Source organism: Streptomyces sp. NPDC002623 (assembly GCF_053592635.1).
Window position 1 is genome coordinate 18083 of the sequence record NZ_JBSFWB010000023.1, and the last position, 25590, is coordinate 43672.

Consider the following 25590-nt stretch of genomic DNA (forward strand, 5'->3'; position numbering starts at 1 on the left):
TCCGCGCTGCTCACAGCGCTCGGAGGCCGTTGATCACATCGCGCAGAATACTCTCGTCCGGCAGCTCGGCAGGGGGTACAGGCCGGTTCACATGGACGAATTCCGCGTCCACGAGGTCACCCACGAGGACCCGTACGACTCCGATGGGCAGGTTGAGTTCGGCCGAGAGCTCGGCGACCGACTGCGGAGCGTCCCGGCACAGATCCACGATGTCCACGTGCTCGGGGGACAGCGAGGAGTCCGCGTCCGGATCGTCGGCGTGGGGCTCGACGACGACCACCGCGATCAGATCGAGGCGGTGCTGGACCGCACTGGAGGTACGGCCCCGCGTCATGGCGTAGGGACGGACGACCGGTCCGGCCTCGTCGTCGAACCAGTGACTTCTTCCCTGACCGTCTGTGCTCATGCCATCCCACTACCCGCCTGCGGGCAGATCGGTGCGCGGGGAGGTGCCCAGATGTACGCCGACCCGCTTGACGAGAAGCGTCATCTCGTAGGCCACGAGCCCCACGTCCGAGTCGGCGTCCGAGAGGACGGCGAGGCAGCTGCCGTCACCGGCGGCCGTGACGAACAGAAAGGCGTCGTCGAGCTCGACGACGGTCTGGCGGACGCTGCCGGCCTCGAAGTGGCGGCCGACGCCCTTGGCAAGGCTGTGGAATCCGGAGGCGACGGCGGCCAGATGCTCGCCGTCCTCCCGGGTCAGGTCCTTGGACACCCCCGTCGCAAGGCCGTCGCCGGAGAGGACGACCGCCTTGCGGATGCTGGCGACGCGGTCGACGAGTTCGTCGAGGAGCCAGTTCAGCTCGCCGTTGCCGGTGGTGCTCTCGCCGGTCGCCTTCGGTGCGGTCATCGACCGTCCCCCTTGTTCGTTCCTTGTGGTGCTGTGCCGCTGTGGGCGTCATCGCCCGCGGCGTTCTCTACGCGGCCGCGCTGCCAGCCGCGCTGGAGCGAGGCCATCCGGCTGCGTACCTCGTCGGCGTCCCGGTCTGCGGGGTCGGCTCGGTTCTCGGCGCGCGGAGCCGGACCCTGTCTCAGCTGTGGGGCCAGGTTCGCCTGCCGTACGCGCCGCGGCAACGCTCCGGTGCCGGAGCCGGTGTCGTGAGCCGCGCTTCCCTGGTTCCGGGTGCCGGCTCCGGGCGGGGCGGACGCGGTGTCGGAGCGCTCGGCCGTGTCGTCGGGGCCTCCGGGCCGGGCCGTGGTCTGCCGTGTGCGCCGTGGGAGGGCGGGGGGCTGGGCGGGCTCTTCCGCGCCACGGCCGGGACGCTCCGGCAGCGCGGGGCGCTCGGTCGCGCCGCCGCTGCGGGGTATCTGGGCCGTCATACCGCGGCGGCGGGACGGCAGAGGCGCCGGTCCTTCGTTCTCCATGCGGCGGGGGCCGGGCCGGGCCGGGGACTCCGCGTCCGTCTCCGTCCGCCGGAGTCGCTGTTCCGGGACCGGGCGACCGTGCGAGCTGACCAGTTTGGGCGCGCGGCGGCCCGGCAGCAGCGGTACGGGGCCGGCCGGGTCGTCGGTGACGGACGCGTCGGGTTCGCCGGGGCTGTCGGACAGCCTGCGGTGCGGGTCGACGGCGCCTGCGGCCGACTCGTCCTCGGCGCCACGGGTGAGGGAGCGGCGGGGGCGGAACAGGCCGCCGTGGTCGTCGTCCTCCTCGTCCAGAGTGGCCGGGAAGCCACCGAGGGCGTCCAGGCCGACGGGGGCCTCCAGCTCGACCGGACCGTCGATCATCGAGGCGGGCACTCCGGGCAGCTGCACCGAGGCCGGGGAGAGTGCGGGCCGGCGAGCCTCCGCCGGCTCGCCCTCCTTCGGAGGGCGGGGGCGGTCGAGCCGGAACCCGATGCCGTTGGTGTCGGGGACGTCGTCGGTCAGCAGGGCGTCGGGGATGAAGACGATGGCGGTCGTCCCGCCGTACGGCGAGGGCTGCAGAGAGACGCGGACGTTCTGCCGCTGGGCGAGCCGGCTGACGACGAAGAGCCCGAGGCGGTCGGTGTCGGACAGTTCGAATTCCGGCGTCTCGGCGAGCCGGAGGTTGGCTTCCAGGAGGGCTTCGGGCGCCATGCCGAGGCCCCGGTCGTGGATCTCGAGGGTGAAGCCGTTGGCGACCCGGTCGCCGAACACCTGGACGGCGGTGTGCGGTGGGGAGAACACCGTGGCGTTCTCCAGGAGTTCGGCCACCAGGTGGGTGAGGTCGGCGACGGCCGGGCCGGTGGCCGCGAGGCGCGGCAGGCGACGGACCTCGATGCGTTCGTAGTCCTCGACCTCGGCGACCGCGGCGCGCACGATGTCCATGAGCTGGACGGGTTTGCGCCACTGCCGGGAGGGAGCGGCGCCGGAGAGGATCACCAGGCCCTCGGCGTGTCGGCGCATGCGGGTGGTGAGGTGGTCGAGGCGGAAGAGGTCGGCGAGCTCCTCGGTGTCCTCGGTGCGGCGCTCCATGGTGTCGAGCAGGGTGAGCTGCTTGTGCAGCAGAACCTGGCTGCGGCGGGCGAGGTTGACGAACACCTCGGAGACCCCGGAGCGCAGCTCGGCCTGTTTGACGGCGGCTTCGACGGCGGCGCGCTGAAGGGTGTTGAGGGCCTGGCCGACCTCGCCCATCTCGTTCTTGTCGTATTCGAGCCGCGGCACTTCGGTCTCGACGTCGACCTGCTCGCCGGCGGACAGCCGGCGCATGACGCTCGGCAGCCGTACACCGGAGGCGTCGTGGGCCTCCAGCCGGAGCTGGCGCAGATCGCGGATGAGGCCGCGGCCGATGCGCACGGACAGGACGAGGGAGACGAGCAGGGCTATCAGTCCGAAGACGCCCGCGAAGACGGCCTTGACGATGACCTCGATCGCCACCGGCCGGACGCGGTCCTGATAGCGGTCGTTGGCCTGTTCGTCCAGTGTGCCGAGCTCGTCGAGGACGTTTCCGGCCGCGGTGTCCCAATTCTTGGCGCTGGCGCCCCGGGGGAGGTCGCCGGGCGTGGCGGCGACCACGGCCTGTTCGACCGTGCGCAGCGGGGCGGTGGTGGCGTTCTTCCAGAAGCTCTCGTAGCGTTCGCGCTCCGCGGTGGGCAGCTGGGCGAGGCTGATCTCGTAGACCACCTCCCGCTGGGCCGCCAGATCGGAGACGTCGCGGATCTCCTCGCCGCTGAGGCGGCCCACGACCAGGGCGGACCCGAGCAGCGCGTCCTCCTGGGACAGCAGCTCACGTGCGCGGGCGACGCTGACGAGGGCCCGGTACTGCTTGTCCATCTCCACGCTGTCGACCACGTCCAGCTTGGCCAGCAGGGCGTAGCACGGGTCGATCAACTGCGTGTAGAGGTCGAGGGCCTGGGCTCGGGTGACGGTGCCTTCCTCGACGCTTCGGCGCAGGGAGTCGACGCCCTCGAAGGCGTCGAGCACCGCGGTCAGGCCCTCGCCGTCGTCCTGGTCCAGGACGTCGCGTACATCGGGGTCCTGGGCGTTGCTGCGGATCTCGGCGAGTGCCTCGTCGGTGGCGGTGCGGGTGCGGCGCAGGGCGGACAGGGCGTCGGAGGCACGCGGGTCGGCGAGGTAGACCAGGGTCTGTCGGCGTTCCTGCTGGACGACGCGGACGGTGTCCTCGATGGGGTAGCCGACGTTCTCGACCAGGGACGACACGGTGAACAGGCGGCTCGCCTCGCGTCCCGTGAGTACCGTGGCGAAGCCCCAGATGACGGTCAGGGACACCAGCGGCACGAGAAGCAGCGCCACGATCTTCCGGCGGATGGACTTCCCGCGAAAGCGCATGGCCTCCCCCAGCTCGAACCCCCACCGGTAGGGGGTACGCATGTGCGTCAACAAACGGCGTGAGCCTACTACCGACACACAGTTAACTCGAAGAGCTGTCCGGAAGCTGAACTTCCGTACCGAGGGCGAGACATGGTGCGTTGTCCGGGCAATGCGGGAGATTCCCTCCCCGAATCCGGCCGACCGGGCCCGGCCGGAACCGATCGGCCGGGCAAACGAGTTGGCCAGAATTTTTCGCAACTTGGGAATCTTCGGGGCACGTCGTTCGTCCTACTCATTGGGAATTGGGGGCGGAATCGGCCACACGAGCCGTATGCCGCACCTGGGCGGCGTAAATCAGCGCAAGCCGGGCAGCCACTGGGGAGCCGGGTCTTCGACCCGGAGGCAAGCGGTCTGTCGGCGGTGGGGAGTGACACGGTGATGGGCACGGCGGAGCGGCGTGAGGCACCCGAGGAGGGTGCGACGGCGCGCGGTACAGCGTTGCGGGATCCCAAGGCATCTGAACGCGACATTCCTGGGAACGGGCACGTGACAGCGGAGCGGCGCGATATTCCGGCGGTCAGGCGCGAGTCGCCCGACCGCGCCGTCCCGGCGGCCGCGGGTGCCGCCGCGGCCACGCGGGAAGGCGTCCGGCGGAGCGGTGACACCGGCGTCGGCGGTGCGTCCGCCAAAGGACGGGAGCGGGCGGCCTACCGGCCGTTGTGGGTGGAGGAGCCCGCGCGGCGACGGCGGATGCCCGACCCGGTGCGCACGGCGGCCGTACGAGCGGTGCTCATCATCGCCGTGACGCTGATTCAGGCGATGGTCGCCTTCCTGTGCACCCTGGCCGGATCCTGGCTGGCCTTCCCCATGGTGATCAGCAGTGTGGTCAGCACGGTGCTGGCCACATGGGGCGCACTGGACATCTGGGTGACCCGGCAGGTGTGGAACCAGCGCAACGGCGTGGTGTCGACGCCGAGCAGCACCGCGCGCTCGCTGCGCCGCGAGCGCCGCCGGGCGCGACGGCAGGCACGGGCCACCGAGCGGGCGCACGAGCGGATACGCAGGCAGGGCGGCGCCGGACAGCTGTCCCACTCCTGAGGTGGATCGAGGGCTCCTGAAGCGGGCCGCGGGACCGCACCATCGCGGTACGGTCCCTCTCGCTTCATGGGCCACGCTCGCCGGCCTCCTCCCCGTGGTGGGAGGCGGCGGGCGCCTCCCACCTCATCTGGGCGGACGACCGGGATCGGCCGGGGTCATGCCGGTCGCTTGAACATCCGTGTCGCCGTGATCTCGCTGTGCACCTGGGCCGCATCGCCTTCGGCAGCCGGCGCCTGCTGCGGCAGACCCGGCCGGAGGTGTTCCTCGACGCTGATGTACTTCAGGCCCGCACGGAGGTCGGCGTCGTTGCGCAGGCGGATGACCAGCGGGAACTCCGCCAGCGCCGTCGTGTCGAACAGGCCGGTGGTGTAGAGGAGCTGCACGCCCAGGGCGTCCGAGACCGCGCGCTGGAGTTCCAGCAGATAGGTCGCGTTGGCGCGCCCGATGGGGTTGTCGAGGAACAGCGTGCCGGCGTAGCGGTGCTTGTCCCGGCCCCGGTCGTTGCTCCTGAGCGCCGCCATCGTGCAGTACAGGGCGATGGCCGCGGTGAGCAGCTGGCCGCCGGAGAACACATCGCCCATCTGGCCGACGGGGACGCGCTCGGCGCGCAGGACGGCGTCCGGCTTGAGGATCTCGACGGCGATCCCCTTGGGCTGGAGTGCCGCGCCGACGCCCCGCAGCAGCAGTGACATGCCGTCGCGCCGCAGGTCGGAGTTCTTCTTCACGGCCGCCCGCGTCGCCTCGTCGATGACCTCGCCGAGGCGCTCGGTGAGGGTGGCCTGGTCGGGCTCCTCGAAGCGGATGCGCAGGAATTCCTGCCCCGACCACTCCCCGAGGCCCTCGGGCAGCCGGGAGAGCCGCTGGGCCGAGCGCAGGGTGGCGAGCGCGGACTCCACGAGGCCCCGCAGCCGGTCCACGATCGAGTCCCGGTTGCGCTCCAGCTGCGCCAACTCGTCGGTGAGGACACGGAGTCGGGGCGCGAAGGCGTCCGCCCACTTCTGGGCGTGCTCCGGCAGCGCGGAGGCGGGCAGCTCGCGGATCTGCTGGCGGGCCGGGGTGCGGACCTGCTCATAGCGCGTGGAGTTGGCATGCCGTACGAGGATGTCGCCGGCCTCGCGTACGGCCGACTCCGCGGCGGACAGGTCGGCTGCGCAGCCGCGCAGTGACCGGCGGGCCTCCACGGCCGACTGCCGGGCCTCCTCCAGGGTGCCGGGGTAGGGCTCCGGCTCCTCCTGCTCGTCCTCGGGCGGATGCTCGCGCAGCAGGTCGCGGAGCATCGCGGCGATCTCGTCGAAGCCGCCGGCCGCGTCCTCGGCGGCGCGGTGGGCGGCCAGGAGTTCGGCGTGGGCGTCCCGGGCCTGGCTCAACGCGTCGGTGCGGGAGGCGAGTTCGGCCGTCGCCGTGCGCAGCAGCGCCTGGGCGTGTTCGGCGTCGCGCGGCTGGAGCTCCTCGGTCAGCTCGGTGTGGGCCTCGCCGTCCTCGGGCGCGTGCCGCTCGGCCTCGCCGCGCAACCGTCCGAGCTGCTCGCTCGAGGTGGACACGCGGGTCTCCAGGAGCTGCACCAGCTCCTCCGCGCGCGCGGCGGCGGCCTGCCGGGAGGGCCCGTCGGAGCCGTCGGGCGACTGCAGCAGCAGCTCCGCGCGGGTGCGGACCTTGTTGCTGAGCCGGTCGAGTTCGGCGCGGGCCCCGCTCTCGTCGCTCTCGGCGCGGGCCTGCTCGGCGCGCAGATCGGCGCCGACGCCGACCTTCTCGTACAGCTGGGAGGCTGCCCGGTAGGCCTCGCGGAGGGCGGGCAGGGAGGACTGGGAGGCACCTGCCGCGTCCGCCGGTACGTCGTCGGGGGCGCCGGCGATCTCGGCGCGCTCGGCGCGCAGCGCACGTGCGGTGCGGCGGGCGTCGTCGGCGGCTCGCTGGGCGCCGCGCCGGTCCTCGTCGGCTGCGCGGGCGCGCTCCAGGCAGGACTGGGCGCGGGCCTCCGACTCGGCGGCCTCGTCGGCGAGTTCACGTACCTTCACCTGCCAGCCGGCGCGCTCGCGCAACCGGAAGGCGAGCCCGGCGAGGGCGTCGGCGGCACGCCGGGCCTTCTGCGCGGCCTCCTGGCGCTCGTCACGCATCTGGGCCGCTTCGGCGGCGGTCTCGTCGGCCTCCGCGCGCAGGGTGCGCGCCTCGGCCAGCTCGGCCTCGGACTCCTCGGCGAACGCGCGCGCCTCCCCGGCGGCCTGGGCCAGCTCGGTGAGCCGCCCGGCCGGACAGCCGGTACGCCAGGAAGCGAGCCGCGCCGCGAGCTCGCGGTCCTTGCCGAGCCGTGCCGCGAGCCGACGGATGTCCTCGTCCCGCTCGGTCGCCCGTGCGCGCAGCGTCTGCCGCTCCTCGTCGGCGGCGTGCTCGTCGTGCATGGCCGGGTTCGGCGGGACGAGGAAGACGTCGCCGCTGTGGGCGTCGGCCGGCGGGGTCGGTGCGAGCAGGGCGGCGGCCGTGCCGACGGCCACGGCCGAGCGCGGCAGGAGCGCGGCGTCGCCGAGCGCCTCACGCGCGCGTGCGTGCGAGTCCGGATCGGTGATGATCACGCCGTCGACCAGTTCGGGCCGGGCGGCGAGCACGCGCGCGTGGTCGGCGGGGTCGACGGCCTGTGCGAGGTAGCGCCAGCCGGGCAGCGCGGGGATGCCGTGTTCGCCGAGGAACTCGACGGCGGCCAGCACGTCCGGGCCGGGCGGCAGCAGTCCGCCGTCGCCGAGCGCGCCGAGGATGCGGGAGTCGTCGGCGGCGGCGGTGCGCAGTTCGAAGAGCTGCCGTTCGGCGGAGGAGACGGCGTCGTCGAGGAGTTCGCGCAGTTCGTCGGCGCAGCGGTCCAGGTCCTCGGGGGTCAGCGAGGGGCCGTTCTCCGGTTCGCCCTCCTGCCGAGGCTGCGGGATCGGCCGACGCGCGCCGCCGCCGGTCAGCCCGAGCAGCTCCGTGAGGCGTTCCTCGCCGGCCAGGGACTCGGCGAGCCGCCGCTCGACGTCGTACGACCGTTGCCCGGCCGTCGCCGCGTCCGCGGCCCGGGCTGCGGTGAGTTCGGCGCGGGACTCGGCGGAGGCGGCCTCGCGCGCGTGCTCGCCGGCCCGGCGCGAGGCCTCGCGGGCGGTGTCCCAGGCGGCGACGGCCGTCTTCTCGGCGTCGCTGGCGGCGAGGGCCGCGCGGGCGGGGTCCGCGTCGGGTGCGCTGTCGTCGAGCCAGCCCGCGCGGACGGCCTCGGCGGTCTCCTGTTCGACCTCGGAGAGGCGCTGGCGCAGGTGCCCGACCTCGCTGCGGGCGCGCTGGGCGTCGGTGGCGGCGGAGGTCGCGTCCCGGTGCGCGGACTCGCCGACCTCCTGGAGCGCCGCCGAGCGCTCCTCCTCCTCGTTGGCGAGGGTCTCGGCGCGCTCCGCAGCCGCGTGCAGGGCCCGGACGAGATCGACGGCGGCCCTGGCGCGGGCGGCGAGCGCGGGAGCGGCGTCGCGCTCGGCCTCCTGGATCGCGGCGGAGACGCGCGCGACCCGGTCCGCGGCGGCGCGGTGGCGCAGCACGGCCTCGGCGGCCTGCCAGGCGGCGTGCAGGGTGCGGGCGTCGGCCAGTTCGCGCTTCTGCGCGGCGGCGGACTTCTCCGCGGCGGCGAGCGCCAGTGAGGCGTGCCGGAAGGCGAGTTCGGCGGCGATCAGCGCGCTGCGCTCGCGGGCCCCCTCGGAGTGGGTGACGGCGTAGGCGGCGGCCGTGACGCGCTGGGCGAGGTCACCGGCCCGCGCCTTCTCCTGCACGCCTCGCGCCGAGAGCCGTCGGGCCAGCGCGCGGGTGCGCCGCTCGGCGCCGGCGTGCACGTCACGCGCACGCGCGCGGGCCTCGGCGGCCTCGACGATCCGCCCGAGGAGGTCCACCGACCCGGCGGTGAAGTCCCGTTCGGCGATCAGCTCGGCGCGGCGGCCCAGCTTGTTGCCGAAGCCGCTGACCAGGTCGGCGAGCCCGTCGGTGTCGCGGGTGTCGGTCACCGCGCGCAGCAGCAGGTCGGTGAAGTCGGAGTCCTTCTTGACCGCGAAGAGGCCGGCGGCCTCGCCCTCGTCGGCGTTCATCTCCCGCTGGTAGCGGAAGAGTTCGGGGTCGAGGCCGAGTTCGGTGAGGTGCTCGACCCAGCGGTCGTGGATCTCCTCCCAGTGCACCTCCAGGTGCGGATACGCCTTCCCCGCCTCGGTGATGGCGTCCCGGAACCCCTTCATGGTGCGCCGCCGCCCCTGCGCCCCGGAGGCGCCCTCGACGGGCGGGCGCACGGCGGTGGACTCGGCGACGGGGAGGTTGTCCAGGCTCAGCCCGGGGCCGGGCCGGAACGAGTACCAGGCTTCCGCGAACTTCCGTGGGTCGTTGGACACCTGGCGGCCGCGCCACTCGCTCGCCTTGCCGACGACGACGCACTCACCGGTGAGCACGTGCTGCCACTCCAGCGCCACGTGCCCGCAGTCGTCGGCGAGCAGGAACTTGCGCAGCACGCCGGAGCTGGCCCCGCCGAGGGTGTTGCGGTGTCCCGGCAGCATCACGGAGAAGATCAGCTTGAGCAGGACGGACTTGCCGCCGCCGTTCTCCAGGAAGAGCACGCCCGCGGGCGCGGGCCGGCGCGGCGGGCCGACGGGCTCCTCGTCGAAGAACTCCGCCTGTGTGGGGGCGGGGTCGGGCACGATGTCGCCCACGCCCCGCAGGTCAAGCACGGTGTCGGCGTAGCGCGCACCGGCAGGCCCGATGGAGTAGAGGCGGACCCGGGACAGCTCGTACATGGCGGACTCTCGTAAGTCTTCGGCAGATCAGGGGGGTGGGGGGAGCCTTGAGGCCCTACGGCTCGAGGCTCTAGGAGTGGAACGGCAGCCCGGCGTCGGACACCAGCTCCAGATCGTCGCTCTCCTCGGCGGGCAGCAGGGTCGGCGAGCCGTCGGTGACCGGGACGACGCCCAGCTCCAGCAGCTCGGCCATGGCGGCGGCGCCGGCCATGTCGCGCACCTGGAGCTGGTAGCGGGCGGTCGTCCGGTAGGTGCCGCCGTTGTCGTCACCGGTCCGCTGCAGGAATCCGGAGTCGGTGAGGAACGCGACGGCCTTGCCGACGATGCCGGTCGTCGAACCGGCGAGTCTGCGCGCGTCCTTGGTGGCGCCGGTGGCGCTGCGTCTGGTCCAGATCCGCCAGGCGGCCTCCAGACCGGGCGCGTCGGTCGCGGGGTCGGTGTTCTGGCCCTGCTCCTCCGCCCGCTCCTCCAGCCGACGGCAGGCCTGGCGCACGAAGGCGTCGACCCCGTTGACGCTGACCCGCCCGATGTACCCGTCGTCGGCCAGGTCCTCGGGCCGGGGGAAGGCCATCGCGGCGACGGCGAGATGGGCGAGTCCGTGCAGGAACCGGTCGCCGCCGTCGGCGGACGTGCGACGCGCGTAGTCCCCCATCCGCACGGCGAACACCGAGTCCTCGGCGGCGGTCACCGCCATCCCCGCGCGCGGGGACACCTCCAGCACGATCAGCCCGAGCCCGGCGGCGACGGCGTCGGCGAGCCGTGCGAACGCCGGGTCCTCCCGGTATCGGCGCAGCAGTTCCGCGTACTCCTGGTCCCGCGCGGGCTGCAGTTTGGGCTGCAGCCCGAAGGCGACGAGCCGCGCCGCGTCCGCGGCGTCGGCGGGGGTGACGGGGGCGTGCGCCGCCGGGGCCGGGGCCTCCGTGTCACTCCACTCGACGTGCTCGGTCACGGCTTCGGCTCCTTGCTGCTCTCGTGCTCGTTGCTGCGCTTGCTCTCGGTACCGCTCACGTGCTCGGTACCGCTCACGTGCTCGTTCATTCGGTTCCCGGTGCCGCTCATGCCGCCTCCGTGCGGTCGGCCGCCATCCCCGCGGCGTCCAGCAGGGCGGTGCCGACGATGAGGTCGGCGCCGCCGAACTCGGGGTCGTCCAGCTCCGTCCCGTCGTCCACGGCGAACACCAGTTTCTGCTCGCCCTGCCGGTAGGCGGTGCCGACCGCCGGGCTGGCGGCGTGCACCGCCAGCAGGGCCACCAGGTACGGCAGGTCGGCGTCCCGCCTGCGCGCCTCGGCGAGGAGCCCCGACAGCCGGCGCGGCGCATCGGCCGGCAGATCCAGCAGCTCCGTCGCCGCGGCCAGCTGCTCCTCGCTGAACCGGCTGTCGTCCGGCGTCGCGATGAGGTCCGGCTCCGGCATCTCCGCGCCCAGATGCTCGCGCTCCACGGGCGGGGTCAGCAGCAGGTCGACGAGGTCGCCCACCCGCACGGACACCGGCGTGCGCAGTCCGGTCCCGCGCGCGAAGAAGGCGTCGGTGACCCGGACCGCCCGTTCCAGGGGCAACGGCAGCACGGGCGCGACGAGGTGTCCGTAGAGGTCGATCCCGGACGAGGTCATGGGCGTGGCGAAGGCCTGTCGGTCCTGCTCGGCGCGGAACAGCGGGCCGGCCTCCAGCAGCCGGGACTGCAGCTGTGTGTGGCGGCGGATGCAGTCCTTGACGATGTCGACGAGTTCGGCGGCGCGCCGCTTGTTCTCCGCGTCCTCGATCTCGTCCCGTGCCTTGCGGATGTTGGTGAGGATCGCGTTCTCGTGGCGGTAGCGGTCGGCGACGTGGTCGAGGGCCTCGGCGATCATGTCGGGCACCGCGTTGAGCCAGTCCACCGCGCGTACGTTGCGCCGGGTCGCCTCCAGGGCGCGGCGCAGCGTCTCCGAGTACTGCACGGTCCGGTAGCGGGCCTGCTCGGCGGCCAGCTGGGCGTCGGCGAGACGGCCGCGGCGGATGAGCACCTCGAGCTTGACCTCGGCGGCGATCTGCGCGCTGGTCACATCGGTGTCGAGGGCGCCGACGAGGACGTTGACCGCCTCGTCGGTCGTCCGGAGGTAGACCACGCCGCCGTGGCCGGGGACCTCCTCGATCAGCTTGAAGTCGTAGTCGCGGCGCACATAGGTGCCGTCCGGCGCGAAGGTGCCGTACGCGGCGCGGAAGCCGCGGTCGACGCTGCCGACGTTGATCAGGTTCTCCAGGACCCAGCGGGCAACCCGCTCGTGCTCGGCAACGGGCCGCTGCGGGGCCTGTGCGGCGATGCGCGGCAGCAGGCGGGCCACTATCTGGTCGTGGTCGGCGCCGGTGTCGAAGTCCATGTTGAGCGTGACGAGGTCGATGGCGGCGAGGGCGATCTCCGCCATGCCGTAGACCGAGTACTCACCCGCGAGATTGGCTTTGCGCATGTCGAGGTCGTGGATCGGCGCGGTGCAGGCGAGCGCGCGCAGCCGCCGCGCCAGGCCCTCGTCGGCGGCCGGGCCCAGAGCGGGTCGCGGCCCCGCGCTGAGCTGGGGCGGAACACGGTCCGTCGAAGCAGGCGAAGTCACGGTGCACAGACTAGGTCCTCGGTCTGACATCGACCCAAACGGCGCCTATCGCCTCCGGCGGGTGGCCGGGCGACTGCGGGTGGTTCTCCGGCCGCGGGCCGGTGGGGGCCGGTGGGGGCCGGTCGCGCAGTTCCCCGCGCCCCTGGAAAGACGACTACGACGTGCCGTCCTCCTCGACCCTTCCCCGATAGGCGTCGACCACGCGTTCGAGCGAGTCGGCCAGATAGACGGCCAGCAGCCGCTCGGCCTCTTCCGCGTCCCGCGCCTGGAGGGCCTCCAGGATCTGGCGGTTGCGCTGGAGGTACGGCTCGTGCAGCCGACGCGGATCGTCGACGACGTGGAAGGCTAGGCGCAGCTCGGCGAAGACACTGTTCATCAGCTCGGCGGTACGGGCGCTTCCGGCCAGCGCCACCAGTTCCCGGTGGAAGTGGATGTTGGCGGTACCCAGTCCTTTCCAGTCATTCTCGACGGCCGCCACCTGCCCCTCCGTGACGGCCGCCCGGAGGCCCTCCAGCGGGTACGGCGGCTCGCCCAGCCCTCGCACGACGGCACACTCGACAAGCGTGCGCGTGCGGTAGATGTCCTCGACGTCCTCGACGGTCAGGACCCGGACGAACACCCCGCGGTTCAACTCGTGGACGAGCAGCCGCTCGTGGGTGAGCAGCCGGAACGCCTCGCGCAGCGTGTTGCGGGAGACCCCGAGCGCCCCGCCGATGCTGTCCTCCGACAGCCGTGTCCCCGGCGGGAAATAGCCCTCGGCGATGCGGCTTCTGAGGATGTCCGAAACCCGTTCGGCCGTGCTCGTACGGCCCAGGAGGGCACGGTCGTCGGCCAGTCCCGCCAGCTGCTCTGCCATGCCCGGAATTCAACCGCAGACACGAGAACGAAACAACACGGGTATTGAAGGATCGTTCAACGATCCTCTACCTTCCTTTTCATGGCACCGCCCCGTCCCCACCGTGGCGACCCGCCTCCCGCACGGCACGGCTCACTCCCAGCACCCTCCGTCATCCCTCAGCGAGGTGCCCCATGAGCACGACCCGTCCACCGAAGGCCCCCACCACCGACGTCCGCCCAGGGACGACCGAACACACCCCCGACGACGGCGCGCTGGCCTGGCTGCGCGCCCTCGGGCCGCGCGGCCGACGCGCCTTCGCCGGCGCCTTCGGCGGCTACGCCCTCGACTCCTACGACTACTTCACGCTGCCGCTGAGCATGGTCGCGCTGGCGGCGTACTTCGGTCTGGACAGCGGCCAGACCGGCCTGTTCACCACCGTCACCCTGGTCGCCTCCGCGGTCGGCGGCGCCGTCGCGGGCGTCCTGGCCGACCGGATCGGCCGGGTCAAGGCCCTGATGATCACGGTGATCACATACGCCGTCTTCACCGTCGCCTGCGGCTTCGCGCCCACCTACGAGACGCTGTTGGTCTTCCGCTCCCTGCAGGGCCTCGGGTTCGGCGGCGAGTGGGCGGTCGGCGCGATCCTGGTCGCCGAGTACTCGAGCGCGAAGCACCGGGGGCGCACGCTCGGCGCGATCCAGAGCTCGTGGGCCGTCGGCTGGGGCCTCGCGGCACTCGTGTACACGCTGGTCTTCTCGTTCTTCGGCGACGACGTGGCCTGGCGCGTGATGTTCTGGACGGGCGCCCTGCCCGCACTGCTCGTCGTCTGGATGCGACGCCGGGTGCAGGACGCGCCGGAGGCCACGGCGGCACGCCGGCAGAGCGCCGAGAAGGGCTCGTTCCCGGCGATCTTCAAGGGCCCGCTGCTGCGCACCACGCTCTTCGCGGGCCTGCTCTCCACGGGTGTGCAGGGCGGCTACTACACCCTGGCGACCTGGGTGCCGACGTACCTGAAGTCGGAGCGCGGTCTGTCGGTGGTCGGCACCGGCGGCTATCTGACCTTCCTGATCTCGGGCGCCTTCCTCGGCTACCTGACCGGCGGCTATCTCACCGACCGGCTGGGCCGGCGCCGCAACATCTGGCTGTTCGCCCTGCTGTCGGCGGTGTGCATCCTGGCGTACGCGAACATCCCGAGCGGCGCGGACACCCTGCTGCTCGTGCTCGGTTTCCCGCTCGGGTTCTGCATGTCGGCGATCTTCAGCGGCTTCGGCTCCTACCTGAGCGAGCTGTATCCGACGGCCCTGCGCGGCACGGGGCAGGGCTTCACCTACAACACCGGCCGCGCCGTGGGCGCCGTCTTCCCCACCACGGTCGGTTTCCTGGCCGACAGCTGGGGTGTGGGCGGCGCGCTGGTCTTCGGTGCGATCGGGTACGCGATCGCCGCCGTGGCGCTGCTGGGACTGCCGGAGACGCGCGGGACGGAGCTGGTGTGAACCGTCCGATCCTCACCCAGGACCACCGTCCCCCTCTCCTTGCCGAGCAGGACCGCCGTCCCCCTCTCCTCCCCGCGCAGGACCGCCGTCCGCCCCGCAGCGAGGACCGTCCCGTCATCGTCGTCGACGAGCACGCGCACGCGTGGAGCCCCGCCGTCGCCCGGTCCCGCTTCCGGGCGGGCCTGGCGGGCCCCACGGCCGGGGTCTCGGCGGGTCACACCCAGGTCAACCTGATCTCGGTGCCCGCGGACTGGGCGTACGACATGCTCCTGTTCTGCCAGCGCAATCCGAAGCCCTGTCCCGTCCTCGACGTCACCGACGCCGGCTCCTGGACGACCGTCCTGGCCGAGGGCGCCGACCTGCGCACCGATCTGCCGCGCTACCGGGTGTGGGAGGACGGCGAGCTGGTGGACGAGCCGACGGACGCACGCGCGTACTGGCGTGACGACCTGGTGTCGTTCCTGATCGGCTGCAGCTTCACCTTCGAGTGGGCGCTGTCCGGGGCCGGCGTCCCGATCCGGCACCTCGAGCAGGGGCGCAACGTCCCGATGTACGTGACGAGCCGTCAGTGCCGGCCCGCGGGCCGGCTGCACGGCCCCCTGGTCGTGTCCATGCGTCCGGTGCCGCCGCAGCACCTCGCGGCGGCGATCCGGGAGAGCAGTCTGCTCCCGGCGGTCCACGGCAGCCCCGTACACTGCGGCGATCCGTCGGGACTGGGCATCGACGACCTCGGCCGGCCCGAATTCGGCGACGCCGTGGACGCCGCGCCGGACGACATCCCGGTGTTCTGGGCCTGCGGAGTGACCCCGCAGGCCGCGGTGATGGCCTCACGCCCGCCGTTCGCCCTCACCCACGCCCCGGGGCAGATGTTCCTCACCGACGCCCGCGACGAGCAGTACCGCGTGGCCTGAGAAGGAGACACGAAGGAACCATGACCGCGACGACCGCGATCGATCTGAACGCCGACCTCGGCGAGGGGTTCGGGCGCTGGCAGCTGACCGACGACGAGCAACTGCTGTCCGTCGTCACCAGCGCCAACGTGGCCTGTGGCTTCCACGCCGGGGACGCGGCCACCATGCGGCGGGTGTGCGAGCTGGCGGCCGAGCGCGGTGTGACGATCGGCGCCCAGGTCTCCTATCGGGACCTGGCCGGATTCGGGCGGCGCGCCATGGACGTGCCCTCCGCCGAACTGACCGCCGAGGTGGCGTACCAGATCGGCGCCCTGGAGGTGTTCGCCCGGGCGGCGGGCGCGCGCGTGGCGTACGTGAAGCCGCACGGCGCGCTCTACAACCGGGTCGTGCACGACCCGGAGCAGGCCGGCGCGGTGGTCGACGGGGTGCTCCTGGCCGACGCCGCGCTGCCCGTGCTCGGGCTGCCGGGCTCGCGTCTGCTGGAGCTGGCCCGGAAGGCGGGGCTGCGGGCCGTCCCGGAGGCCTTCGCGGACCGGGCGTACACCGACGAGGGCACGCTCGTGCCGCGTGCCCTGGCCGGAGCCGTGGTCGCCGACCCGGACGCCGTCGTGGAACGGTCGGTACGCCTGGCCCGCCTCGGCCGGGTCACCTCCCACACGGGGTCCTCCGTCGAGGTACGCGCGCGTTCCCTGTGTCTGCACGGCGACACGCCCGGCGCGGTGGAGCTGGCCCGCAGGGTCAGGCGCCGGCTGGAGGAGTCGGGCGTACGGGTGGAGGCCTTCGCATGAGCATCCGTGTCCTGCCCGTCGGCGACGACGCCCTGCTCGTCGAGGTGGCGTCGGGCGCGGAGGCCGAGGCCCTGCACGCGGAGCTGTTGCGGCGCCGCGCGGCGGGCCTGCTCGGCGCGCGCGAGATCGTGCCGGCGGCCCGCACCGTCCTCCTGGACGGCCTGACGGATCCCGACCGGCTGGCGGCCGAGCTCGCCGCCTCCGTCGTACCGCCCGCTCCCCCGCGCGTGCAGGACGTGGTGGAGATCCCGATGCGTTACGACGGCCCCGACCTGGCCGAGGTCGCCGCGCACTGGGGCGTCGCGGAACAGGAGGTGGCCCGTATCCACGCGGCCGCCGAGTTCCGGGTCGCCTTCTGCGGGTTCGCGCCCGGCTTCGGCTATCTGACCGGCCTGCCCGGGCGCTACGACGTCCCGCGCCGGGCCACCCCGCGCACCGCCGTGCCGGCCGGCTCGGTGGCGCTGGCGGGGCCGTACACGGGCGTGTACCCGCGCTCGTCGCCGGGTGGCTGGCAGCTCATCGGTACGACGGAGGCGGTGCTGTGGGACCACGCGCGCGTGCCGGCCGCGCTGCTGTCGCCGGGCACGCGCGTGCGCTTCGTTCCGGCGGAACCGGTGACGGCGGCGGAACCGGTGAAGACGGCGGCGCCCGCATGAGCGACCGCGCACTCTGCGTCGTCCGTGCCGGAGCGCTCACCACCGTTCAGGACTTGGGCCGGGCCGGACACGCGCATCTCGGCGTGCCGCGTTCCGGTGCGCTCGACGCGCCCGCTGCGGCCCTGGTCAACCGGCTGGTGGGCAACCCGCTCGACGCGGCCGTCCTGGAGACGACGCTCGACGGCTGTGCCCTCAGGCCGCGTTCCGACGTGATCGTGGCGGTCGGGGGCGCGCCCTGCCGGGTCACCGTGAACGGCCGTCCCGCCGCCTGGGCCGCACCGGTGCGCGTGCCGGCCGGGGCGGTGCTGGACGTCGGACCGGCCGTCCGCGGGGTACGCGCCTATGTGGCCGTGGCCGGGGGCATCGCCGTCGAGCCGGTCCTCGGCAGCCGGTCCACGGACCTGCTCTCCGGCCTCGGCCCCGCGCCGCTCACGGCCGGTGCCGTCCTCCCTCTGGGGGGTGAGCCCGCCGGGGCGCACACGCGTGTGGACGTCGGCCCGCAGCCGGGACCCCCGGCCGAACTCGTCCTGCGGGTGACGCTCGGCCCACGCGACGACTGGTTCACCCCGGACGCCGTCCGCGCCTTCGTCTCGCGGACGTTCCTCGTGTCCTCGGCGAGCAACCGCATCGGGCTGCGCACCGACGGGCCCGCCCTGGAGCGAGCGGTGGGCGGGGAACTCGCGAGCGAGGGCATGGTCCTGGGCGCCGTACAGGTTCCGCCGGCCGGCCGGCCGGTGGTCTTCCTCGCCGACCACCCGACCACCGGGGGCTACCCGGTGATCGGGGTCGTGCGCGCGAGCGACCTCCCGGCCGTCGCCCAGGCGGTGCCGGGGACACCGGTCCGCTTCGTGGCCGTACGCCGACGGTGACCCCGGTGCCGTCGGTGATCGCTCACGCCGCGTCCGGCTGCCGCTCCGCCACCGACAGGGCGGCGAGTGCGGCGGACACGGCCGCGGACGCCCGCAGATCGAGCCGCGCGCTCGTCCCGCGCGCGCGGTGACGCATCTCGTCGGCGGCCAGGGTAAGCAGTTGCGGAAGCAGGTCGGTGCACCGCCGGGCCACCCAGCCAGTGCCCGCGGTCGCCAGCCACCACAGGCTCGCCGAGGTCGTGGGCGCCGGGAACTCGGGCTCGGGCGAGGGCGCGCGCCCGGTCGCGAGGCCCGCCTCGGCCAGCAACGCGTGGAAGCGCACGGCCAGTTGCCGGTGCCCCCGTTCGCCGGGGTGGAGCCGGTCCGCGCTCCACATGGCCCGGTCCGTCAGCCAGGCGCCCTCGGAAGCGTGCAGGTGGACGGCGCCGTAACGCTCGGAGAGCGCGTGGACGACGGCGTTGACCGCGCGCTGCCGACGGGCCAGCGGGCGGGCGAGGGCCCCGGGCAGCCCCAGCGTGCCGCCCGGGTCGGGCAGACACGCGGTGAGCAGGACCGCGCCCTGCTCGGCGAAGGCGGCGTACACCGTGTCGAGCCGGGCGGCCACGGCGTGGATGTCGAAGGTGCAGCGCAGGGTGTCGTTGACGCCGACGACGACGGAGACGACGTCGGGCCGCAGCTCCAGGCCGGCCGGGAGCTGCCGTTCCAGCACGTCCCGTGTCTGCGCCCCGCTGACCGCGAGGTTGGTGAACTCCACGGCCTTGGCACCCTTCACGGTTCCCTCGGGCTCCGCGGCGAGGCCGTCGGCGAGCAGTGCGGCCCAGCCGCGCCAGCCCTCGCCGACGGGGTCCCCCACGCCCTCGGTGAGCGAGTCACCGAGGGCGACGAAGCGGACCGGTCTCATCCGAGGCCTCCGGGCACAAAGGGCGCCACCGGAGCAACCGGAGCAACCGGAGCCACCGGCGTCGGCAGCATCGCGTCGTGCGCCGCGAGGAACGCGTCGACCGCCGTCCCCCAGCCGAAGCACTCGGCACGCGCGCGTGCCGCCTCCCGGCGTGCCGCAGAGGGGCGCTCCAGGATGTGCTCCACGGCGTCCGCGAACGCCTCGCCGCGGTCGGCCGCGGTGGCCCCCGCGGCCCCGATGACCTCGGGAAGCGCCGAAGAGGAGCTCGCGACGACGGGGGTCCCGCAGGCCATCGCCTCCAGGGCGGCGAGCCCGAACGTCTCCGCGGGCCCCGGCGCCAGGCACACGTCGGCGGAGGCCTGCAGGGCCCCCAGCGCACCGCGGTCGGCGACATGCCCGAGGAACGTCACGGGCAGCCCGCGCTCCCGTGCCCGCTGCTCCAGCCGCGGCCGCAGCGGTCCGTCCCCGGCGACGACCAGCACCGCCCGGGCACCGCGCCGCAGCAACGCCTCCAGGGCGTCCAGCGCCGTGCCGGGCCGCTTCTCCACGGAAAGGCGGGTGCACATCACCAGCAAGGTCTCGTCCACGCGCGCGTGGACGGCCCGCAGCCCTTCGTCCCGCAGGGCGGGGTGCCGTTCGACGAGGTCGACGCCGAGCGGCGCCCGCACCACGTTGCGCGCCCCGATCCGCACGAACTCCCGCTCGGCGAACTCCGTGGTGCACACCACGCGTGCGTACGTGTGGGCGGTACGGAGGTTGAGCGAGTCGGCGGCGCGCCGGGCCGCTCCCTCCGGCACGCCCCAGGTGCGCAGGACGCCGTCGGCGGTCTCGTGGGAGACCATCACTGCGGGCACCCGGGCCCGCCGCGCCCACTTGCCGGTCCAGCGCAGCGTCGTCCGGTCGGAGACCTCCAGCCGGTCGGGGGCGAGCTCCTCCAGCAGCCGGGCGACCCGCCGCTTGTCGGCGAGCACGCGGTAGCCGCCGGTGCCGGGCAGCAGCGGCCCCGGCAGGGTGATGACCCGGCCCTGCTCGGTCTCCCGGTCGCTGGTCCGCTCGCCGGGCACGATCAGGACCGAGTCGTGGCCGGCCGCACGATAGCCCTTGCCCAGCTCGCGCAGGGCGGTGCGCAGGCCGCCCGAGGCGGGAGCGACGAAGTTGGCGAGGCGCACGATCCGCAGCGGCCCGGAGCAGGTGCCGGGGACGCGGCCCGCGACATCCCTGTCGTCCACGCCGGTCCTGCCGTGCACGTCGCTCACGCCGTTCGCGCCGGTCATGCCGATCACGCCGTTCGTGCTGTTCATACTGTTCGTGCCGTTTATGCCGGTCATGCCGCCACCACCAGTCGGCGTGCGGCGAGCACGTCCTCGTAGTGGCCGATGAGCCGGTCGCCGACGGCGGCCCAGGTGCGCCCCTCGACCGTGGCACGGCCGGCGGCGGCGAAGACGGCCCGCTGCGCGGGGTCAGCGGCCAGTGACGCGACCGCATCGCGCACGGCGGCCTCGTCGCGCGGCGGGACGAGCAGCCCGGTGCGCCCGTCGTCGACCAGGTCCAGAGGACCGCCCGCGGCGGGCGCGATCACCGGCACGCCGCTGGCCATGGCCTCCTGCACGGTCTGGCAGAACGTCTCGAAGGGGCCCGTGTGCACGAACAGGTCCAGCGAGGCGAAGATCCTGGCGAGTTCGTGGCCGGTGCGGTTGCCCAGGAAGACCGCGCCCGGCAGGGCGTCCTCCAGGCCGGGGCGGCTCGGCCCGTCGCCCACCACCACGACCCGGACGCCCTCCAGCCCGCAGGCGCCGGCGAGGAGCTCGACGTGCTTCTCGGGGGCGAGCCGGCCGACGTAGCCGACGATCAGCTCGCCGTTGGGCGCGAGTGCGCGGCGCAGTGCGTCGTCACGGTGTTCGGGGCGGAAGCGCGCGGTGTCCACACCCCGCGGCCACAGCTTGACCCGGGGCACGCCGTGCGTGTCCAGGTCGTGCCGGGCCGCGCTGGAGGGGGCGAGGGTGAGGTCGGCGGCGGCGTGGACGGACCGTATCCGACGCCAGGCCGCGGCCTCGCCGGCGCCCACGTAGGTGCGGGCGTATCCGCCCAGGTCGGTCTGGTAGACGGCGACGGCGGGGATGCCGAGCCGGGCGGCGACCGCCATGCCTCGGACGCCGAGGATGAAGGGGCTGGCCAGATGGACCATCTCGGCACGGTGCTCGGCGATGGCGGCGGCGACGCGTCGGCTGGGGAGGGCGACGCGGACCTGGGGGTAGCCGGGGAGCGGGAGGGAGGGGATGCGGATGACGGGGCAGGGCGCTTCGGCGTCCGGCCCGGTCCCGGCGGCGGTGGCCGGGGCGACGACGACGGGGGCGTGACCGCGATCGACGAGGTGTCGGGCGGTCTGGAAGGCGCAATGGGCCACGCCGTTCACGTCGGGGGGAAAGGATTCGGTCACGATGACGACACGCATACCCGTGTTGTCGCCGCCTTGGACGTGGCCGCGTCAAAGTGGATCTTTCCGAATGACAAACGTCCCATGAGCGTTGCGCTGCGCAGTCGGTGCGGAGCCGATCCGCACCACGCAGGTCGGACGCCGTCCATGCCCGTCCGCCCCGGCGTCCACTTCATGTTCATGAACAGACGCAGGCCCCGCCAGGCTCCCCTCCGGCGGTGGCCTGCTCCGTGTTCACATGGCGGACGCCGCGTCCGGTCCGATCCGGCTCCGTACGGCCGTCTGGACCTCGGCCTCCTCGGCCGGGTCGGCGGCGAGCCGGCGCAGGCGCTCCACGACCCGGGCGTCACCGGTCTCGGCGTGCCGGGCGGCGATCTCGCGGGTGCCCTCCTCACAGTCCCAGAGGCATTCGACGGCGAAGCCGGCGGCGTAGGAGGGATCGGTGGCGGCGAGTGCGCGGGCACAGCGCCCGCGCAGATGGGACGAGGCCGTCTCGCGGTAGATATGGCGCAGCACGGGCGCGGCGCAGACGATGCCGAGCCGTCCGGCGCCGTCGACGAGGGTCCACAGGGTCGGCGCGTCGCAGCCCTCGCCGCGTACGGCCTCGCGCAGGGCGCCCAGGACCAGGTCGCTGTCCCGGGTGCCGCCCCGGCAGGCGAGCATACGGCCGGCGGCGGCGCCCAGGGCGTCGGGCCGGTGGGCCCAGCCGCGGGCCCGGTCGACGGCGGCGACGCTGCGCATGCGCTCGAAGGCGTCGACGGCGGCCTCCACGACCGGCGTCGGGCCCGCCGCGGTGGCCTGTTCGATCAGGAGCAGGGCGTCCGGATCATTGGCGTCGGCGAGATAGCGCAGGGCGGTGCAGCGGGCTCCCTCGGTGCCGTCCTTGGCCGCCTGCACGATCTCGGGGCGGTCCTCGGGTCCGGCCACGGCGGAGAGACAGCGGGCGGCGGGGACATGGAGCGCGGCTCCGCGTTCGATGCCCTGTTGGGCCCACTCGAACACGGCCTGCACGCTCCAGCCCGGACGGGGTCCGCTGGGGCTCATCTGCCGTTGCCATCGGTCGAAACAGCCGGCCTCCTGAGCGGCACGCACACGCGTGGAGACGTGTTCGCGTGGATCCTCGGCCCATAGCCGCCAGGGCCGTGGCTCGAAGGCGTCCCGTACGACGGCGGCCAGTTCGGCCTCGCCCTCGGGGTCGGTGGCGAACCGGGCGAGCACGGGCGCGGCCAGGGCGCGCAGGCCGGCGTCGTCGTCCCGCAGGGCGAGCTCGTCCAGTGCCCAGGCCCAGTTGGAGCCCGAGGCGGCGTATCTGCGCAGCAGGTCGAGGGCGTCCCGCCTGCCGTAGGAGGCGAGGTGACCGAGGACGGCCAGGGTGAGGCCCGTGCGTGACTCCTCGGTGTCGAAGACGTCCTCGACGTCGAAGAGGTGGGCCTCGATCTCGTCCAGCTCGCCGCTGAGGTCGAGGTAGAGGCGGGCGTAGTAAAGGGAGCGGTTCTCCACCTGCCAGTCGTGGCGGGGGTCCCGCAGCACACAGTGGTTCAGCGCCGCGAGCGCCTCGGCGCGCGGGGCGGTGAGCGCATGCAGCGTGCCGTCGCCGCGGCCCCTCTGGAGCAGGCCGAGCAGCGTACCGCTGGGCGCTATGACCGGATCGAACATGGGAAACAGCCTCACATCAAGCGTCGACGCAACCGGGGACGTGCATTACCTGGCCGCGTGACAACACGTCGGGGCGCCCGCCGTTTCCTGCTTGCTGTAGACCATTTTCCTCTGCCTCTCGTCGGTGGCCCATGCGGACCGCATCACGGCCCGCGCGGTGCGGCAACACCTGCCCAGCCATCGCGTCCGTGAATCACGACGTCATGATGACCCGGCTGTTCTACCTGCCGCGACCGAAATTTCCGGCGGCCTTGTACCGCCTCCCCCGTGGTCGTTGTTTTACCTGGTCAGGAACCTCTTTTGACCTGCTCAGGACACGTCGGCTCAGTGCGCGCCGAAGAGCTCCAGCAGCTCCGTCCTGCCGAACATGCGGGCCGTGTCGACGGCCGACGGCGTGCCCTGGGAGGGGTCGACGCCGGCCTCGATCAGGACCTTGACGACTTCCGTCTCACCCTTGAAGACGGCCCCGGCGAGCGGGGTCTGGCCCCGGTCGTTGATCCGGTCGGCCTCGGCGCCGCGGGCCAGCAGGGCCCGGACCGCGTCGGCGTGCCCGTGGTACGCGGCGAGCATCACGAGCGAGTCGCCGCGGTCGTTGGTGAGGTCGGCCGGAACGCCCGCGTCGACATACGCCACGAGCTCCTCGGTCTGCCCCTGCCGGGCCAGATCGAAGATCTTGGTCGCCAGCTCCACGACCTCGGGGTCGGGGGCTTCAGTCATCGGCCGGACCGCCTCTCGCTACAACCGTTCAGGTGAATCGCCAGGGTACTGGCTCGTCGGACACCTGGCCGGTACGGCCGTCGGCAAAGATCACGGACGGCCCCTTTCGACGTAGTTCTCCTGGTCAGACACCCTTCAGACCTCCGCCACCCGGGGGAAATCGGCAGTATTTCACCCAGTTGCACCTTTTATCGTATGGATACATCCTGTGAGCCTGGAAGTACTCATGGTGACTGTCCCCCGCGAACCAGGAGAACCCAAATGATCCTGTCCATGTCAGGCGTAGTCCTGCTCGGCATCATCGTCTTCCTCTTCTTCCGCAAGGACGGGCTCAAGGCGTCCCACGCCGTGGTCTCGGCCCTGTTCGGGTTCTACATGGCCAGTACGGCCATCGCCCCGAGCATCAAGGCCGGCGGCGAGAGCCTGGCCAGCCTTCTCGGCGGCATCAAGTTCTGACGCCGCACGTCCCGCCCGTACGCACCTCCAGGAGACAGCAGTGGCCCGGCGCCCCCTCCCCAGCATCCTGAGCACAGGCAGCGCGCAGATCGCCCGAAGCCGGGAGCTGGCCCGGACGGCGGCCGACAGCGCCACCGATGTCCTCCATCCGCTGATCACGATCACCCGCGGACTGCGCCGGCTGGCCTCGGCCGGGCGGCGCAGATGGGCCGAGACGCCCAAGGACAGACGCGGGCCGCTGCTGTTCCTGGCGGCCTCGGCCATCCTGGTCGTCGTACTGGTGCCGTACGGTCCGCTGCTCGCCGTCATCACCCTGATGGCGGCGGCGGCCTGGCAGGGCAGGGACCGCACCCCACCGGTTCCCGAAGGCCCTGACGAATCGCAGATCCAGCGACTCCAGGTGCTGTACGAGGCCCTGGTCCCGTACTTCTCCACGGCGGACGACCCTTCTCCCCTGTACGCCCACGGCGGCGACTGGGAGAAGGGCTTCCCCGAGCAGGAGTTCGACGACTCGGGCCGAGTCGCCCACCTCTTGATCCACTACCCGGCGTACTTCCCGGACAGCGAGGCCGGCCCCCGCGCGCGGATCGAGCAGCTGGTCGCCGCGAAGTCCGGCCGCGGCCGCGAGTACCTCTTCGCCTGGGACCAGGAGGCCAACGAGCTCACGGTCAGCGTCCTGTCCGCGCTCCCCACCGACATCTGCGCCCAGCGCTTCGTCACCGCTCCCGGCGAGACGGTCCTGGGCTTCACCGACCCCTCCCGGGTCCAGCGGACGCTCCCGCTGGCCTTCGGCGAGGACCAGCGCGACGTCCCGCCGGTCGTCTGGCGCACCGGCCTGCGCTCCACCGAGCCGCATCTGCTGGCGGTCGGCCAGCCCGGCAGCGGCACCTCGACCCTGCTGCGCTCCATCGCCCTGCAGGCCCTGCCCCAGGGTGACGTCCTCGTCGTCGAGGGCGGCGGCACGGGCGAGTACGCGTGCTTCAGCGGCCGGGACGGCGTCCTGGGCGTCGAGGTCGGGCTGGACGGGGCGCTGACCGCCCTGGAGTGGGCGGCCGGTGAGACGGAGCGCCGGCTCATCGCCGCCAACCGCGCCCGCCAGGCGGGCCACCTGCCGCCGGAGGACACCAAGCGGCCGCTGTGGATCCTCCTGGACCGCCCCACCACGTTCACCCATCTGGCCGAGGCGGACGGCCGCAAGGACCCGCAGTCCCTCCTCCAGGTCCCGCTCCGGCACGGCCGCGCGGCCGCGGTCACGGTGGTCGTGGCCGAACAGTTCGACACCGTGGACTCCCTGAGCGACGCGGTACGGCAGCACACACGCGCGCGTGTCGTGCTGGGCCCGGCGACGACCGACCAACTGGAGACGGTCCTCGGCGCGCCCCCGCACACCACTCCCGTCGACCAGGTCCCGCCGGGACGCGGCTACGCCCGACTGGGATCCGGCCCGGTACACCGGCTACAGGTACCGGCGACCCCGGACCCCTACGACGACGCGACGAGCGACGCCCACCGCCAGGCGGTGCTGGACCTCCTGCCCCCACGCTCCACCCCGGCCGACACCAAGACACTGCCGCCACCGGCGAAGGCCGAGGCCACGGAGGCGTCGGTCACGGAGACAGCGGTCACGGAAGCAGCGGTCACGGAAGCAGCGGTCGCCGAGCAGGTGCCGACCGCAGGCGGGTAACCG

At 73.4% G+C, this 25590-nt stretch carries 20 protein-coding genes; 8 read left to right on the plus strand and 12 right to left on the minus strand.

The window, feature by feature from the left end:
• Positions 1–10 precede the first annotated feature (10 nt).
• From ACWD4O_RS33505 to ACWD4O_RS33515, 3 genes are read right to left on the minus strand one after another with little or no spacing between them, the layout of a single operon-like run.
• Positions 11–406 carry a DUF742 domain-containing protein gene (locus tag ACWD4O_RS33505; RefSeq protein WP_451285698.1) on the minus strand — a complete coding sequence of 132 codons (396 nt, stop codon included), beginning with the start codon at positions 404–406 and terminating at the stop codon, positions 11–13.
• A gap of 9 nt (positions 407–415) precedes the next feature.
• Positions 416–850 carry a roadblock/LC7 domain-containing protein gene (locus tag ACWD4O_RS33510; protein ID WP_451285700.1) on the minus strand — a complete coding sequence of 145 codons (435 nt, stop codon included), beginning with the start codon at positions 848–850 and terminating at the stop codon, positions 416–418.
• Positions 847–3747, minus strand: a complete 2901-nt coding sequence (locus tag ACWD4O_RS33515) for a nitrate- and nitrite sensing domain-containing protein (RefSeq protein WP_451285862.1) — start codon at positions 3745–3747, stop codon at positions 847–849. The genes ACWD4O_RS33510 and ACWD4O_RS33515 overlap by 4 nt, the downstream gene beginning before the upstream one ends.
• A gap of 420 nt (positions 3748–4167) precedes the next feature.
• On the opposite strand from ACWD4O_RS33515, the gene ACWD4O_RS33520 reads away from it, so the two are divergent.
• Positions 4168–4827: a hypothetical protein gene (locus tag ACWD4O_RS33520; RefSeq protein ID WP_451285702.1), complete on the plus strand. Its 660-nt coding sequence runs from the start codon at positions 4168–4170 to the stop codon at positions 4825–4827.
• A gap of 155 nt (positions 4828–4982) precedes the next feature.
• On the opposite strand, the gene ACWD4O_RS33525 is transcribed toward ACWD4O_RS33520, so the two are convergent.
• The 4 genes from ACWD4O_RS33525 to ACWD4O_RS33540 all read right to left on the minus strand — a co-directional run bounded on the left by ACWD4O_RS33525 (position 4983) and on the right by ACWD4O_RS33540 (position 13040).
• The gene (locus ACWD4O_RS33525) at positions 4983–9602 is read right to left on the minus strand and encodes a hypothetical protein (RefSeq protein WP_451285704.1); all 4620 of its coding nucleotides are present in this window, start codon (positions 9600–9602) and stop codon (positions 4983–4985) included.
• Between the two features lie 70 nt (positions 9603–9672).
• Positions 9673–10551, minus strand: a complete 879-nt coding sequence (locus ACWD4O_RS33530) for a hypothetical protein (RefSeq protein ID WP_451285705.1) — start codon at positions 10549–10551, stop codon at positions 9673–9675.
• Positions 10552–10657: 106 nt separating this feature from the next.
• The gene (locus ACWD4O_RS33535) at positions 10658–12184 is read right to left on the minus strand and encodes a hypothetical protein (RefSeq protein ID WP_451285707.1); all 1527 of its coding nucleotides are present in this window, start codon (positions 12182–12184) and stop codon (positions 10658–10660) included.
• A 154-nt stretch (positions 12185–12338) separates the two neighbouring features.
• Positions 12339–13040 carry a GntR family transcriptional regulator gene (locus tag ACWD4O_RS33540; RefSeq protein ID WP_451285708.1) on the minus strand — a complete coding sequence of 234 codons (702 nt, stop codon included), beginning with the start codon at positions 13038–13040 and terminating at the stop codon, positions 12339–12341.
• Between the two features lie 173 nt (positions 13041–13213).
• On the opposite strand from ACWD4O_RS33540, the gene ACWD4O_RS33545 reads away from it, so the two are divergent.
• From ACWD4O_RS33545 to ACWD4O_RS33565, 5 genes are all read left to right on the plus strand, one after another.
• On the plus strand, positions 13214–14515 hold the full coding sequence (locus ACWD4O_RS33545; RefSeq protein WP_451285710.1) for an MFS transporter: 1302 nt from the start codon (positions 13214–13216) through the stop codon (positions 14513–14515).
• A 116-nt stretch (positions 14516–14631) separates the two neighbouring features.
• Positions 14632–15426, plus strand: coding sequence for a putative hydro-lyase (locus ACWD4O_RS33550; RefSeq protein ID WP_451285864.1), 795 nt, complete (start codon positions 14632–14634; stop codon positions 15424–15426).
• Between the two features lie 20 nt (positions 15427–15446).
• Entirely contained in the window at positions 15447–16214 is a 768-nt protein-coding gene (locus ACWD4O_RS33555; protein WP_450948756.1) for a LamB/YcsF family protein, read from the plus strand.
• A gap of 2 nt (positions 16215–16216) precedes the next feature.
• Positions 16217–16870 (plus strand): 5-oxoprolinase subunit B family protein, encoded by a 654-nt coding sequence (locus ACWD4O_RS33560; RefSeq protein ID WP_451285866.1) that lies wholly within the window; start codon positions 16217–16219, stop codon positions 16868–16870.
• The gene (locus ACWD4O_RS33565) at positions 16867–17739 is read left to right on the plus strand and encodes a 5-oxoprolinase subunit C family protein (RefSeq protein ID WP_451285712.1); all 873 of its coding nucleotides are present in this window, start codon (positions 16867–16869) and stop codon (positions 17737–17739) included. Before ACWD4O_RS33560 ends, ACWD4O_RS33565 begins: the two co-directional genes overlap by 4 nt.
• Positions 17740–17761: 22 nt before the next feature.
• Here ACWD4O_RS33565 and ACWD4O_RS33570 read toward each other — a convergent pair whose 3' ends face one another.
• From ACWD4O_RS33570 to ACWD4O_RS33590, 5 genes are all read right to left on the minus strand, one after another.
• A complete protein-coding gene (locus ACWD4O_RS33570) occupies positions 17762–18640 on the minus strand; it encodes an SGNH/GDSL hydrolase family protein (RefSeq protein WP_451285714.1) in 879 nt (292 codons plus the stop codon).
• A complete protein-coding gene (locus tag ACWD4O_RS33575; RefSeq protein WP_451285868.1) occupies positions 18637–19914 on the minus strand; it encodes a glycosyltransferase in 1278 nt (425 codons plus the stop codon). The genes ACWD4O_RS33570 and ACWD4O_RS33575 overlap by 4 nt, the downstream gene beginning before the upstream one ends.
• Before the next feature lie 50 nt (positions 19915–19964).
• On the minus strand, positions 19965–21092 hold the full coding sequence (locus tag ACWD4O_RS33580) for a glycosyltransferase family 4 protein (RefSeq protein ID WP_451285716.1): 1128 nt from the start codon (positions 21090–21092) through the stop codon (positions 19965–19967).
• A 216-nt stretch (positions 21093–21308) separates the two neighbouring features.
• Positions 21309–22730: a HEAT repeat domain-containing protein gene (locus ACWD4O_RS33585; protein ID WP_451285718.1), complete on the minus strand. Its 1422-nt coding sequence runs from the start codon at positions 22728–22730 to the stop codon at positions 21309–21311.
• Between the two features lie 324 nt (positions 22731–23054).
• The gene (locus tag ACWD4O_RS33590; RefSeq protein ID WP_451285720.1) at positions 23055–23447 is read right to left on the minus strand and encodes an ankyrin repeat domain-containing protein; all 393 of its coding nucleotides are present in this window, start codon (positions 23445–23447) and stop codon (positions 23055–23057) included.
• A 261-nt stretch (positions 23448–23708) separates the two neighbouring features.
• Between ACWD4O_RS33590 and ACWD4O_RS33595 the strand changes: the two genes are divergently transcribed.
• Positions 23709–23903 carry a hypothetical protein gene (locus tag ACWD4O_RS33595; protein WP_020128927.1) on the plus strand — a complete coding sequence of 65 codons (195 nt, stop codon included), beginning with the start codon at positions 23709–23711 and terminating at the stop codon, positions 23901–23903.
• A 40-nt stretch (positions 23904–23943) separates the two neighbouring features.
• Positions 23944–25587 carry a hypothetical protein gene (locus ACWD4O_RS33600; protein WP_451285722.1) on the plus strand — a complete coding sequence of 548 codons (1644 nt, stop codon included), beginning with the start codon at positions 23944–23946 and terminating at the stop codon, positions 25585–25587.
• The last annotated feature ends 3 nt before the right edge of the window (positions 25588–25590 follow it).

What these genes read in the sequence shown, in the direction of transcription:
- ACWD4O_RS33585 (WP_451285718.1), bottom strand. Translation starts at nt 22,730, where the DNA reads ATGTTCGATCCGGTCATAGCGCCCAGCGGTACGCTGCTCGGCCTGCTC.
- ACWD4O_RS33575 (WP_451285868.1), bottom strand. Translation starts at nt 19,914, where the DNA reads ATGACCGGCGCGAACGGCGTGAGCGACGTGCACGGCAGGACCGGCGTG.
- ACWD4O_RS33515 (WP_451285862.1), bottom strand. Translation starts at nt 3,747, where the DNA reads ATGCGCTTTCGCGGGAAGTCCATCCGCCGGAAGATCGTGGCGCTGCTT.
- ACWD4O_RS33580 (WP_451285716.1), bottom strand. Translation starts at nt 21,092, where the DNA reads ATGCGTGTCGTCATCGTGACCGAATCCTTTCCCCCCGACGTGAACGGC.
- ACWD4O_RS33595 (WP_020128927.1), top strand. Translation starts at nt 23,709, where the DNA reads ATGATCCTGTCCATGTCAGGCGTAGTCCTGCTCGGCATCATCGTCTTC.
- ACWD4O_RS33505 (WP_451285698.1), bottom strand. Translation starts at nt 406, where the DNA reads ATGAGCACAGACGGTCAGGGAAGAAGTCACTGGTTCGACGACGAGGCC.
- ACWD4O_RS33590 (WP_451285720.1), bottom strand. Translation starts at nt 23,447, where the DNA reads ATGACTGAAGCCCCCGACCCCGAGGTCGTGGAGCTGGCGACCAAGATC.
- ACWD4O_RS33520 (WP_451285702.1), top strand. Translation starts at nt 4,168, where the DNA reads ATGGGCACGGCGGAGCGGCGTGAGGCACCCGAGGAGGGTGCGACGGCG.
- ACWD4O_RS33555 (WP_450948756.1), top strand. Translation starts at nt 15,447, where the DNA reads ATGACCGCGACGACCGCGATCGATCTGAACGCCGACCTCGGCGAGGGG.
- ACWD4O_RS33565 (WP_451285712.1), top strand. Translation starts at nt 16,867, where the DNA reads ATGAGCGACCGCGCACTCTGCGTCGTCCGTGCCGGAGCGCTCACCACC.
- ACWD4O_RS33545 (WP_451285710.1), top strand. Translation starts at nt 13,214, where the DNA reads ATGAGCACGACCCGTCCACCGAAGGCCCCCACCACCGACGTCCGCCCA.
- ACWD4O_RS33570 (WP_451285714.1), bottom strand. Translation starts at nt 18,640, where the DNA reads ATGAGACCGGTCCGCTTCGTCGCCCTCGGTGACTCGCTCACCGAGGGC.
- ACWD4O_RS33540 (WP_451285708.1), bottom strand. Translation starts at nt 13,040, where the DNA reads ATGGCAGAGCAGCTGGCGGGACTGGCCGACGACCGTGCCCTCCTGGGC.
- ACWD4O_RS33510 (WP_451285700.1), bottom strand. Translation starts at nt 850, where the DNA reads ATGACCGCACCGAAGGCGACCGGCGAGAGCACCACCGGCAACGGCGAG.
- ACWD4O_RS33525 (WP_451285704.1), bottom strand. Translation starts at nt 9,602, where the DNA reads ATGTACGAGCTGTCCCGGGTCCGCCTCTACTCCATCGGGCCTGCCGGT.